Source organism: Paenibacillus sp. FSL W8-0919 (genome assembly GCF_038003785.1).
In the GTDB taxonomy this organism is placed as follows: Bacteria; Bacillota; Bacilli; order Paenibacillales; family Paenibacillaceae; genus Paenibacillus_AQ; species Paenibacillus_AQ lactis.
Genome location: NZ_JBBOPV010000001.1, coordinates 3,671,572 through 3,684,336, shown reverse-complemented (window position 1 = coordinate 3,684,336; position 12,765 = coordinate 3,671,572). Strand labels below are relative to the sequence as shown.

General features: G+C 51.3%; 12 protein-coding genes. All 12 read right to left on the bottom strand.

Translation table 11 applies throughout. The annotated features are described in order from the left end of the window. Window positions 1-105: 105 nt before the first annotated feature. The gene (locus tag NST44_RS16805; protein ID WP_213616437.1) at window positions 106-1,557 is read right to left on the bottom strand and encodes a nicotinate phosphoribosyltransferase; all 1,452 of its coding nucleotides are present in this window, start codon (window positions 1,555-1,557) and stop codon (window positions 106-108) included. Window positions 1,558-1,615: 58 nt separating this feature from the next. After that, window positions 1,616-2,164: a cysteine hydrolase family protein gene (locus tag NST44_RS16800; protein ID WP_213616466.1), complete on the bottom strand. Its 549-nt coding sequence runs from the start codon at window positions 2,162-2,164 to the stop codon at window positions 1,616-1,618. A gap of 64 nt (window positions 2,165-2,228) precedes the next feature. Then, window positions 2,229-3,014: an NUDIX domain-containing protein gene (locus NST44_RS16795; protein WP_007128669.1), complete on the bottom strand. Its 786-nt coding sequence runs from the start codon at window positions 3,012-3,014 to the stop codon at window positions 2,229-2,231. Between the two features lie 157 nt (window positions 3,015-3,171). Beyond that, the gene (locus NST44_RS16790; protein ID WP_077567052.1) at window positions 3,172-3,621 is read right to left on the bottom strand and encodes a RicAFT regulatory complex protein RicA family protein; all 450 of its coding nucleotides are present in this window, start codon (window positions 3,619-3,621) and stop codon (window positions 3,172-3,174) included. A 90-nt stretch (window positions 3,622-3,711) separates the two neighbouring features. Further along, window positions 3,712-5,271, bottom strand: a complete 1,560-nt coding sequence (gene miaB / locus NST44_RS16785; RefSeq protein ID WP_007128671.1) for a tRNA (N6-isopentenyl adenosine(37)-C2)-methylthiotransferase MiaB — start codon at window positions 5,269-5,271, stop codon at window positions 3,712-3,714. Window positions 5,272-5,544: 273 nt separating this feature from the next. Next, on the bottom strand, window positions 5,545-6,117 hold the full coding sequence (pduL, locus tag NST44_RS16780; RefSeq protein WP_007128672.1) for a phosphate propanoyltransferase: 573 nt from the start codon (window positions 6,115-6,117) through the stop codon (window positions 5,545-5,547). Between the two features lie 179 nt (window positions 6,118-6,296). Further along, entirely contained in the window at window positions 6,297-7,259 is a 963-nt protein-coding gene (locus NST44_RS16775) for a dipeptidase (protein WP_213616436.1), read from the bottom strand. A gap of 92 nt (window positions 7,260-7,351) precedes the next feature. Further along, a complete protein-coding gene (locus tag NST44_RS16770; protein WP_006211249.1) occupies window positions 7,352-7,612 on the bottom strand; it encodes a stage V sporulation protein S in 261 nt (86 codons plus the stop codon). Between the two features lie 130 nt (window positions 7,613-7,742). Then, window positions 7,743-8,597 (bottom strand): TIGR00282 family metallophosphoesterase, encoded by an 855-nt coding sequence (locus NST44_RS16765; RefSeq protein ID WP_280516365.1) that lies wholly within the window; start codon window positions 8,595-8,597, stop codon window positions 7,743-7,745. A gap of 66 nt (window positions 8,598-8,663) precedes the next feature. After that, the gene (gene rny / locus NST44_RS16760; RefSeq protein WP_213616434.1) at window positions 8,664-10,205 is read right to left on the bottom strand and encodes a ribonuclease Y; all 1,542 of its coding nucleotides are present in this window, start codon (window positions 10,203-10,205) and stop codon (window positions 8,664-8,666) included. Between the two features lie 353 nt (window positions 10,206-10,558). Continuing rightward, window positions 10,559-11,290, bottom strand: a complete 732-nt coding sequence (locus tag NST44_RS16755) for a regulatory protein RecX (protein ID WP_007128676.1) — start codon at window positions 11,288-11,290, stop codon at window positions 10,559-10,561. A 145-nt stretch (window positions 11,291-11,435) separates the two neighbouring features. Next, entirely contained in the window at window positions 11,436-12,497 is a 1,062-nt protein-coding gene (gene recA, locus NST44_RS16750) for a recombinase RecA (protein WP_007128677.1), read from the bottom strand. Between the last annotated feature and the right edge of the window lie 268 nt (window positions 12,498-12,765).

Sequence of the window (12,765 nt, the reverse complement as noted above, 5' to 3'; positions counted from 1 at the left end):
GATTACCTTTGAAGTTTTTAGAGCGAATGAGCGCTGGGGGCATGAAAAAGACGCTCCCTCAGAAGCAGTGCTTCGAAGGGAGCGTCATTATCATATCCGCAAATGTTATTCATCATGCTCCATAAACTCAGCCATCATCCGCTGCTTGACATCCCAGACCTCTTCACTCAGATTCACCCGATAAATCTCCGGGTTCAGCTTCCGCAAATACTCAGGCCAGAACTGATCAAGCTGTGCATTATGATAGCTGCGGATCTCCTCCAGCTTCGGCAGCTCGTAGACGAGCTCGCCGTCCTTAAAGATCTGCGTAAGCATCGGGATCGCATCAAAATTCCGCACATTTTTGCGCATGTAAGGATGAAGCGGATTGAACAGCTTCAGCTTGCCGCTCTCCGGCGGCATCGGCTCATCCGGAAAGCAAATATAATCGGCGATTGCTTTCCCGCTTCCCCGGGAAATAATCCGGTACACGTCCTTCTTACCAGGGGTCGAAACCTTCTCGGGATTGCCGGAGATTTTGATGGTCGGCACCATCTTGCCGTCAACCTCCCGCTCGACAAGCTTATATACGCCCCCGAGCGCGGGCTGGTCCGCTGCAGTGATAAGCTGGGTTCCTACCCCCCAAGTATCCACCTTGGCTCCCTGCGCTTTCAAATCCATAATCGTCCCTTCATCCAAATCGTTGGATGCGACGATCCCTACATACGACAGCCCGGCTTCATCCAGCATTTTACGGGCCTGAATCGACAGATATGCCAGGTCGCCGCTATCCAGGCGGATCGCATTCATCCGTTTCCCTTGGGCTTCCAGTTTCTTGGCCGTGGCGATCGCATGCGGGATTCCGCTCTTGAGCGTATCGAACGTATCGACCAGCAGCGTGACTTGATCGGGCATCACTTGGGCGAAGATGTCGAAGGCCTCCTGCTCGCTCCGGAAGGTCTGTACCCAGGAATGGGCATGGGTGCCTTTCGTCGGAATGCCGAATTTCTCCCCGGCAAGCATGTTGGACGTTGCATGGAAGCCTGCCAAATACGCTGCGCGTGCGCCCCAAACGGCCGCGTCCAGCTCTTGGGCACGACGTGTGCCGAACTCCAGCAGGATGTCGTTGCCGGCAACCTGACGAATCCGTGAAGCCTTTGTTGCGATCAAGGTCTGGAAGTTCATGAAGTTCAAGATTGCCGTTTCCACAAGCTGCGTTTCGAAGATGGTGCCCTCCACCCGGATCAGCGGCTCATTCGGGAACACAAGCGCACCTTCGGGCATGGAATGAATGCTTCCGCGAAACCGGAAGCTGCGCAGCTCATCCAGAAATTCCGGCTTATAGTTCTCCTCTTGTTTAGCCAGATAAGCGATATCTTCTTCCGAAAAACGCAAGGACTCGATGTAGTTCACGATACGTTCCAATCCGGCAAATACCGCATAGCCGTTCCCGAACGGCAGCTTGCGGAAATACGCTTCAAAGACCGCACGGGTTCGGTGGGAACCGTTGATCCAATGGGCATACATCATGTTAATCTGATATTTGTCCGTGTGAAGAGCCAATCCTGCTGTCTGCATAACCATCATCCTCCAAGTAGTACCCGGCTATCCCGTGACGGGAAAATGTCGCCGTCCATTATTTAGCGTCGCTTCGTACGACTGCCGCTCCGAGACTGCCTTTAAAATGACCTAACGCCCACTCATGCCCCTGCGGATTAAAGCTTGCCACCGCATCCTCATAAACGGTAATCGCGTATCCGAAATTATAAGCATCCACTGCCGTATGCAGTACGCAAATATCAGTGCAAACCCCGATCAAATGCACCTCGGTAATGCCACGCTCCCGCAGCTTCTGATTCAGATTTGTACCGCAAAAGGCGCTGTACCGCGTTTTATCCATCCAGTAAATGCGATCCTTATAATCCTCATAAACCTCCTGCAGCTCCCCATACAGGTCACGCCCGCGGGTGCCGCGGATGTTATGGGGCGGGAACAGCTTTGTCTCCGGATGGTATGGATCCTTCTCTTCATGAAGATCAACAGCCATCACTACAAAGTCACCCCGTTCGCAGTACTGCTTCGTCAGCTTGGCAATCGTTCCTTGAATGTCTATGGCGGGAGCTCCTACCGGCAAGCTGCCGTCCACGAAATCATTCGTGAAATCTATCACGATCAAAGCCTTCATCATGACACACTCCTCTACAGAATGATGACATTGAATAAATACACCTGCACCTGCTTCTTTAATCCTACGTATAAATCGACAACAACGGTACATGATCCGTGAAGCGATACAACTGCGCCGGCCGCTGGGAATACTGGTTGGAGCTTAGCGGCTTGCCGCTATCGTCCCGTACCTCTTCCAAAATCCCCTGCCGGCTGCGGGTTGACGTAATTTTGCGGATGAAATTCGGCTCCTTAAACTCAGGCACAACCGTCTGAATCACCTGGTACAGCTCGCTCAGCGTAAAAAATTCGGGCAGAAACTGCCGGGCGATCGTCGTCTGCAGCATCTGCTGCTGAATCTTCCGGTAAGCATCCATGATGATATCCCGGTGATCAAAGGCAAGCTCGAGCTCCTCCAACGCCTCGTTGATCGTAAACAGTCCGACTTCTTCCGCATCATCGGCTGCTTGCCGGTGCTCCAGCATCCATTCCTCCACCAGCGCATAGAACGCATGGCTGATAATCCAGCCGCGGGGATCGCGCCCCGGTGCGCTGTAGACGCCCAAATACTCCAGATGGCCGCCGTCCACGCCTGTTTCCTCTTTCAGTTCTCTCTTGGCAGCATCGTAAATGGACTCGCTCTCCCGGCAAAATCCTCCGGGCAGCGCCCACATCCCGGCGCACGGCCAGGATCTGCGGCGAATGAGCATGACCTTCAGCTCCCGAATCGGGAGGGTCTTGGTGAAGGTCTTGCGCTCCCGCTTCGTCAACGTAAACATCACGATGTCGGCAGGCACACCGTCCGGCGTTCTGTACTTCTTGGCACTGCTGCTTGGCGCCTGTTCATGATCCGTCATATCCATCACCATAATATTAATTTGATAATTTCATTATGACATATATAAAAATGATGTCAAGGATTTCCTTGCCAGGAATTGCAGATATGGATTACTATGCCCCAATTGCTGCATTTTCGATTCTTTAACGTATAAAAGGTGCGGAGTTCATATCCGCACCCTCAATGGTTTATCCGCAGCTGCTTGGCGGCGTGTCTTTCCCGGTTTCCACATTTACCTTTTCCGATACGGTGTCATGAATGACCGACACGACCAGCTGAAGCAGGTAGTTGATATCGCTTTGGCTTTGCTGGAATTCCGCGACCAGCGGAATGCTGTCTATCTCCTCCTGCAGCTCCTCGATCTCGCGTTCGATTTTAGCAACCATTTCCTTGTTCTGGAAGGTTTCAAATGCTACAATTTCCTTCTGCTTCTTCTTGATTGTCTTGATCAAGCTTTGAACGCGCTCGTGATTGCGGATTTTCTCCTCCGCTTTCTTGAACACCTGGACTTCCTCACTGGTGGAGATCAGCTCGGCCAGTTCACCGGCTTTTGCCAAAATATCGTCTCGTATAATTAACTCTCTTGTATTATAGGTCTTCATTCCATATGTGTTCGTACGACCATGATCGTGTGCCAAGGTTCATCGCTCCAATTCTTTGTCATCTATATAAACCCAATTTTTATATGTCCTTTCAGAAAACCGGGCGATCGACAATTACATGATTACTTATACAGCATCCGAGGCCGGCACCGGATCGGCGATGAGATCGCCTTTAATATACCAGGTCTTCGTATCGGTCACTTTCACCTGAACGAAGCTTCCAATCAGGTCAGGGGAGCCTTCGAAATGGACCAGCTTGTTGCTCCGCGTCCGTCCGGACAGCACGGAATCGTTATTTTTGCTGATTCCTTCCACGAGCACCTCCACGGTGGCTCCAAGCAGCTGGTCATTGCTCTTGCGGCTGAACTCATTAATAACCTCATTTAAGCGCTGCAGCCTTTGGCTCTTAACCTCCATTGGAACGTTATCTTCCATGACGGCTGCCGGCGTGCCTTCACGCGGCGAGTAAATGAAGGTAAATGCCGAGTCATACCCCACCTCGCGTACGAGCGATAAGGTTTCCTCGAACTGCTCATCCGTCTCCCCAGGGAAGCCTACGATGATATCCGTCGTTAGAACGACATCAGGGATAGCCTGTTTAATCTTCCGAACGAGCTCCAAGTAGCTCTCGCGCGTATATTTACGGCTCATCCGCTTCAGCACCTGCGAGCTGCCCGACTGCACAGGCAGATGGATATGCTCCACCAGGTTGCCGCCCTTGGCAAGCACCTCGATCAGATGATCGTCGAAGTCTCTCGGGTGGGACGTCGTAAACCGGACGCGGGGGATATCGATTTTGCGGATATCGTCCATCAAATCGCCGAAGCGGTATTCGATATCGGTGAAATCCTTGCCGTAGGCATTCACGTTTTGACCAAGCAGCGTAATCTCCTTATAGCCTTGGCGGGCGAGCTCACGCACCTCGGCGATCACGTCCTCCGGACGGCGGCTGCGCTCCTTCCCGCGGGTATATGGAACAATGCAGTATGTACAGAATTTGTCACAGCCGTACATAATGTTAACCCAGCCGCGAAGTCCTTCCCGTTTCTTCGGAAGGTTCTCGACGATATCGCCTTCCTTCGACCATACCTCAACGACCATTTCCTTGCTGAACAACGCTTCTTGAATCAAATGCGGCAGACGGTGAATATTGTGCGTGCCGAAGATGAGATCCACGAAGCCATGCTTCTGAAGAATTCGGTTCACCACAGCCTCTTCCTGCGACATGCAGCCGCACACGCCGAGCAGCATATCCGGCTTCTCGGTCTTCAGATGCTTCAAATGGCCGAGCTCGCCGAATACTTTATCCTCCGCATTCTCCCGGATTGCGCAGGTGTTGAGCAGAATGATGTCCGCCTCTTTACGGTCTTCCGTCGACTGATACCCCATTTGCTCGAGCAGTCCCTTGATCGTCTCCGAATCGTGCTCGTTCATTTGGCAGCCGTAAGTATAGACGATGTAATGCTTGCCCGCGCCAAGCTGCTTGAATTCTTCCGGCAGCGCCGTATCGTACAATACCTGCACGCTCTCTTTGCCGCGCTGTTTTTCCTGTCTATGATTAGGCTCCGATAGAATATTGATTTCCCGGCCGTTAATCCGGATTCTCTTGCCATGCTCGTCTTCCGAGAGAATCTTCGCGCCTGAAAAATCAAAATACTTGGAGTAGTCCTTACTTTCCTTGGACATGCTAGGTCACTCCTTAGATCCGCTATATCTCTGGTTTCAAATTTCATCCTGCAGTATCATAGCCTGTTCGCGCAAGCAGCCTTGGCTGCCCGCTCTTTCGAAAATGGCGGAGCGAGCAGCCGCTAATGCGGAATCAATAGGCACTGTTTTAAATTATATCATGATCTTTATAGCGAAGCTACCACCGGAATACCCGTAAATTTGGACGGCGAACGTTAAAAAAGCCCGAATCGACTCCCATCGATTCAGGCTTATTTTTTATCACAGTATGATTTAGTCTATAATCTCGGCCGTATCGCCTGTTTTAGCACCGGCTGCGTTCGCTTCATCCGTGTCGATGTGCATATCCAGCGCATAGTTGTCGGATACGCGGGCGATGACATTTTCCAGAACCAATCCGCGCTCTCCGCCAAGGCGAACCTTCAGCATATCTTTATCCTTGATCCCCCATTTTTCCGCATCGGAGGTATGGAAGTGAATATGACGGGCTGCAACGATAACCCCTTCGTCGACAGTGACTTCTCCGGCAGGGCCCTTAATCGTAATGCCCGGCGTGCCGGCGATGTTGCCGGATTCGCGGACTGGAGCCTTCACGCCGATCGCAAAGGAATCGGTGCGCGAAATTTCAAGCTGGGTCGCAGGACGGGCAGGTCCCAAAATTCTCACTTTATCGAATTGTCCCTTCGTACCAATTACAGCAACCGTTTCATTCGCTGCGAATTGTCCTGGCTGGGACAATGGCTTCATTTCGGTCAATTGATATCCAGGGCCGAACAATGCCTCGATATGCTCCTGGGTTAAATGAATATGGCGGGCGGATACACCCACAGGTACAGTTTTACTCATCTGACTCACTCCTTGTTTTCTCTATATGCTGTACATGCCATTGTCTATTATACTCTCTATTACCCAAAAATAAAAAGGGAGCCGCTCGTTTACGGCCCCCGCTTCGCATGGATTTGCATGGTTGCTACAAGATTGTCAAAGTTTTATCGAATGGACCGGCATTGATGCTGCTTTTTAAATCACGACTTATCTTCCGCTTTCGATGGCAGGTTGCCCTCCAGGAAACGAAGCGCATGGCCCGACATCCATCCCTGTACCTCATCTTCCGGGTAATATTTCAGCAAAAGCTCCTGCAGGTCTGGATAGTGCCCAGGATGCGCCAGTCCTTCAACCCACCGGTCAATCCCGTCGAAATCCGATCCGAACATCAAGTGCTTTGCTCCGCCAAGCTCGCAAATCTTCTCAATATGCGGAAGCAGATCCTCCGGCTTCACTCCCTGCCCATCGCTCCGTATGAACCATGGCACGAACGTTATTCCAATTCGCCCGTCCAAGGCAACAAGCGCTCGTATCTGATCGTCCCGTAAATTACGCGGATGCGGACAGATGGTATAGGCGTTCGAATGGGAAGCGATGACGGGTCGGCTCGTCAGCTCCATCAGCTCCCAGAAGCCGGCCTCGGACAAATGGGACACGTCCAGCACCATTCCGATCTCATTGCACAGCCTTACCAGCTCACGGCCCCGCTCCGTAAAACCGCCGTTTCGGGACTCCATCGCTCCATCCGCCGCCCAATTGGCATAATTCCAGGTTATCCCCATGCAGCGCACGCCCAGTTCATAACACAGCCTCACATAGTGGAGATTCCCTTCCAGCCCGTCAACGCCCTCGAGCGACAGCAGGCCATAGCGGTCCTTCCCGCTCCCTTCCCTAATCGCCTGAACCTGCTCCTTCCAGAGCAGCGGCTTCACGAATCCTGGATCCGCAAGGCGTCTTCGATACACTTCAATCTGCGCAAGCACCCGTTCAAACGACGGCCGGCCGTACTGTTCCGATAAGAATACAGCAAACACCTGCAGATCAACGTGACCCTGAATCATTCGCTCCAGGCTGACATCCAGCTTCGGATCGTTCTTAAAGGAGGCGCTCGAATCCTCCCATAATTTGCTTAAGGCGTCACAGTGAAAATCAACCGTCTGCATAACAGCTCAGGCCTCTCCCTTCAGGGCTTGGTCATAGCAAAAAGCCTGCTTACTCGAAAAAAGGGTAAACAGGCTATACCTCACTTTAAACTCTATCTAGGCTCCACAATTAATTTAATTGCCGTTCGGTCTTCGCCATCAATCACAATATCCGTAAAAGCAGGGATACAGATCAGATCCACCCCGCTCGGTGCTACAAATCCCCGGGCTATCGCAACAGCTTTAATGGCCTGGTTCAGTGCTCCCGCCCCTATCGCCTGCAGCTCTGCTCCCCCACGTTCCCGAAGAACTCCAGCTAGCGCCCCTGCAACCGAATTGGGATTGGATTTTGCTGAAACTTTTAATACTTCCATGGTAAGTACCTCCCCTGGGAATGTTGAGTGATGGTTTGCTTCCGCTTACTAGATGTTATTCGTGAGAGGGGAAAAAATTCCTGCTTTTTGCCATTCGTTCCTATTTTTCATTAAACGGATTTCACCGCTTTTAATCCATTCGCCATTCATCTTCATACATGCGGATTTTTTCAATCCGGCGCGCTTTGCCGCTCGTTTCGTCCAGCTCGGCGAATACGGCATGGAACTGCCATTTCCCTTCATCGACCTGGAAGCGGGCAGGAAGCTGGGTTTTGAATTTATACAGCACCGCCTCGCGCTGCATGCCGAGGATTCCTTCTTTGGAGCCGACCATACCGGTATCGGTGATATAAGCCGTTCCACCAGGCAAAATGGTGTCATCATTGCTCTGTACATGCGTGTGGGTACCGACGACCATAGAAGCACGTCCGTCCATATGCCAGCCCATGGCTATTTTCTCCGAAGTAGCTTCGGCGTGAAAATCGACGAGAATGCACTTCACCTTCTGACGGAGCTCGTCCACGATGTCATCGGCCGCCCGGAAGGGGCAGTCGATCGCCGGCAGAAACGTTCGGCCTTGAAGGTTCACGATCGCCAGCTGCTTGCCGTTGGCTTTGATTACCGTATACCCTTGCCCCGGGGTTCCCGGCGGAAAATTCGCCGGACGAACCATTCGCGGCTCATCGTCAATGAATTCAAAAATGTCCTTGTTGTCCCACGTATGGTTGCCCATCGTAATGCCGTGAATGCCCCAATTGAAAAACTCGTTTGCGATGGCCGAGGTGATCCCCCGCCCTGACGCCGCATTCTCGCCATTGGCAATGATGATATGCGGATTGTATTTCGACTTCAGTTCCGGCAGGGATGCTTTCAACGCTTTTCGCCCCGTGCTGCCAACGATATCTCCGATAAATAAGACGTTGATGTCAATCACTCCTCTAACAGGAAGCTTCTGCAATACTTGAATATAGGCTTCCGATCTCATTACGTTCATTTCTTCTGTAAAGATAAAAAGTGGCCGTTATAGCGGCCACTTTCTAAATTCGATGCATTATTTCGCGTAATCCACCGCTCGGGTTTCCCGGATCACGGTGACCTTGATATGACCTGGGTAATCCAGTTCATTCTCAATCGTCTTGGTGATGTCGCGTGCCAAGCGGAATGCTTCGGCATCGTCGATCTTGTCAGGTTGAACCATGACGCGAACTTCACGGCCCGCTTGAATCGCGTAGGATTTCTCCACGCCTTCAAACGATTCGGAAATTTCTTCGAGCTTCTCAAGGCGTCTAATATACGTCTCCAGCGTCTCTCTGCGTGCTCCCGGTCTGGCCGCGGACAATGCGTCAGCAGCACCTACCAGCATCGCAATCACGGAAGTTGCTTCGCAATCCCCGTGGTGAGAGGCAATACTGTTGATAACCACCGGATGTTCCTTGTACTTCTTCGCCAGCTCCACGCCAATTTCAACGTGTGAACCTTCCACTTCATGATCCAGCGCTTTACCGATGTCATGCAACAGTCCTGCTCGCTTCGCAAGAACGATGTCTTCGCCCAATTCGCCAGCCATCAGACCAGCCAAATAGGCGACTTCCATGGAATGCTTCAGCACGTTTTGCCCATAGCTTGTACGGAATTTCAGTCGTCCCAAAATTTTGATCAAATCCGGGTGCAGACCGTGTACGCCAACCTCAAAGGTTGCTTGTTCTCCGTATTCGCGGATGCGTTCGTCAACTTCCTTACGGGATTTCTCCACCATTTCCTCGATACGAGCCGGATGAATCCGTCCGTCCGCCACCAGCTTCTCGAGCGCTGTTCGCGCAATCTCGCGGCGAATTGGATCAAATCCGGACAATATAACAGCTTCCGGCGTATCATCGATAATAAGGTCAATCCCTGTGAGGGTCTCAAGCGCACGGATATTCCGGCCTTCACGTCCGATGATCCGGCCCTTCATCTCTTCGTTCGGCAGCGTAACTACAGATACCGTCGTTTCAGCCACATGATCAGCCGCACAGCGCTGAATCGCCAGCGTAATGATCTCGCGTGACTTCTTGTCGGCCTCTTCCTTCGCCTGCTGCTCGATTTCTTTGATCATCTGAGCGGTTTCGTGACGAACCTCCTGCTCGACATTGCTGAGAATAATGCTGCGAGCATCCTCCATCGTCAGATTGGAGATGCGCTCCAGTTCCGTTGTTTGCTTCTTGTAAATCGCATCGATTTGCTGCTGGGTCTCTTCAATTCGTTTCTCTTTGTTCGCCACCTGTTCTTCTTTACGTTCCAAAGATTCTATTTTTTTATCCAGCGACTCTTCCTTTTGCAACAATCTGCGCTCCTGCCGTTGTATTTCGTTACGGCGCTCACGAGTGTCTTTTTCAGCTTCGGCTCTGATTCTATGGACTTCGTCCTTAGCCTCAAGAACCGTTTCTTTCTTCAATGCCTCGGCTTCCTTCTTTGCACTTTCAACAATCTGCAAAGCGGCGTGCTCGGCACTGGAAATTTTAGCTTCTGCAAGGGATTTGCGAATAAAATAACCGAACCCAAAGAATATAGCGGCTACAACGAGAACGATTATGATCCACCAAATTGGATGCATCTGATCACCTCCTCGTTGGTTCCTCCAAGGCATTCCTTGGGAAATGTGCAATTGTCAGTTACTCATTCATACATAAAATACCGGCAGCTGCCTGCCGTCCATGCTGCGTGCATCTGGTTGCCCGCATATTCCGCTTGAATCCAGCGGAATTCATTTCACTATGAATTAGCGATAAAATGAATCTTTCACAAAGTAGTCACTTTTTTGGAAGGAAAAAGGATGCTAATTTAAAAAAAGATTCATGTTTATTTTATTATTTATAAAAAGATATTGTCAAGGGAAAGCAATGGGTAAACGTCAGTTTCAGTCACAAGTGCCAATATCTATGCAGAGGTTGGCACCTTTCGTTCATTTCATTCAAACTCTTCCAGTTCCTGGTCGTCCGCTCCATACTCCTGCTCCTCTTCGATTAGACGCCTTAGCGCCTGCCTCGCCTGTTCCCCGCTAAAGCCGCGCCGCATCAAATACGCTCCCGTCTTCCGCTTGCGATCCAGCAGCTCGCCCTTCGTCTGCTGCCATTTCTTTCTTGCAACCACAAGTGCGCTTTCCAGCTCCTCCTCGGCACTTACCTCGCTCAGCGCCTCCGATATCAGCTCGGTCCGGATCCCTTTCTGCCTCAGCTCCTGCTTTACCCACAGGCGGCCCTTCTTATGCCCTGTCATCCGCTGCTCCGCCCACATTCTCGCATATAATGCGTCGTCGATCAGCTTCTCCGCCTCAAGCCGCCGGAGCGTCACCTCTATGCTATCCGGATCCGCTCCCTTCTGCTGCAGGCGCTGCACGATTTCCTGCGATGTCCGGGGCTTCCTTGACAGATAATTCAGTGCCTCAACATAGGCCCGCTGCCTTTCATCCACGACTACGATATCCTGAAGCTCCTCCTTGCGGAAAATGCTCCCCTTCAGCATACGGTATTTCAGCATCACGTCTTCATGAACCGTCATCTCATAAGGACCGAACGATATCTTATAACGTCCTCTAGGCTTGCGCAGCTTCTCCACGGACGTGATCACCAGATCCTCCTGATCCGGAAAATGCTCGATCCCCGAAGAAGCTTCTTCGGTTATTTCACGATTATCACTCATAGCTTCTCCTTATCGCTCTGCAGCTTTTACATACTCCATACCATGGATGACTATTACGCTCCCGCATTACGATAATGCAAAGAAGACCGTCCAGGCGTTCTTCTCAACACCGGACGGTCCTAGCACTATCAGAAATAGCTGGGCATTATTCCACTTTAAATAGATCTTGCTCTTCCAGCTCCTCTTGCTCCTTCTCGCTTGCGCTCGGTTCAGGAACAACCGTGGTCAAGTTGCTTGCTTCCCGGATTTTGTTCTCGATCACATTCGCCACTTCCGGATGCTCCTTCAGGAATTGCTTCGCATTCTCACGTCCCTGGCCAAGACGATCGCCGCCAAAGGAATACCAAGCACCGCTCTTATCCACAATATCAAGCTCAGTACCGATATCGATCAGGCTTCCCTCTCTGGAGATGCCTTCACCGTACATAATGTCAAGCTCGGCTTGTTTAAACGGAGGCGCAACTTTGTTCTTAACCACTTTAATCCGTGTGCGGTTACCTACGACGTCATTCCCCATCTTAATGCTCTCTACACGGCGTACATCCAAACGGACGGTGGAGTAGAACTTCAAGGCACGGCCACCCGGTGTCGTCTCAGGGTTACCGAACATAACGCCGACCTTCTCACGAAGCTGGTTAATAAAGATGGCAATCGTTTTGGACTTGTTGATCGCGCCGGACAGTTTACGCAGAGCCTGGGACATCAGACGAGCCTGCAGACCCACATGGGAGTCACCCATGTCGCCTTCAATCTCGGCCTTCGGCACAAGCGCTGCGACCGAGTCGATAACAATGATATCGACTGCACCGCTGCGCACCAAAGCTTCAGCAATTTCAAGCGCTTGCTCACCCGTATCCGGCTGGGAAAGCAGGAGTTCATCGATGTTAACGCCCAATTTGCTCGCATAGGACGGATCCAGTGCGTGCTCGGCATCGATAAACGCAGCTTGTCCGCCAGTCTTCTGAACCTCAGCAATCGCATGGAGCGCTACAGTCGTTTTACCGGAGGATTCCGGTCCATATACTTCAATAATCCGGCCTCTAGGCAATCCGCCGGTTCCAAGTGCTATATCCAATGCCAGCGATCCGCTAGGCACAATCTCTACCTGCATATGGGTGGACTCACCCAATTTCATGATGGAACCTTTTCCGAACTGTTTCTCTATCTGACGAAGCGCCATTTCAAGCGCAGCACGACGATCTGACAATTGTTCCACAACCCTTCACTGTTGATAGTCTAATCATACCTTGTTTTGACACGTTTGCCAAGCTTTTTTTCGAACATACATTCGTTTTTTTAACCCTCCCCCTTCCCTGCTCATTTCCGGGCAGTCTCCATAAACAAGCAAAACCGCGGCATCATCCTTCGATATGCCACGGTTCTTCCGTACTTCCGATTATACCTGGATCGATTCTCCAGTTCAAGAACAATGTAAAAGATTTACTATTATTATGTCATGCAGCTCCGCATTCATT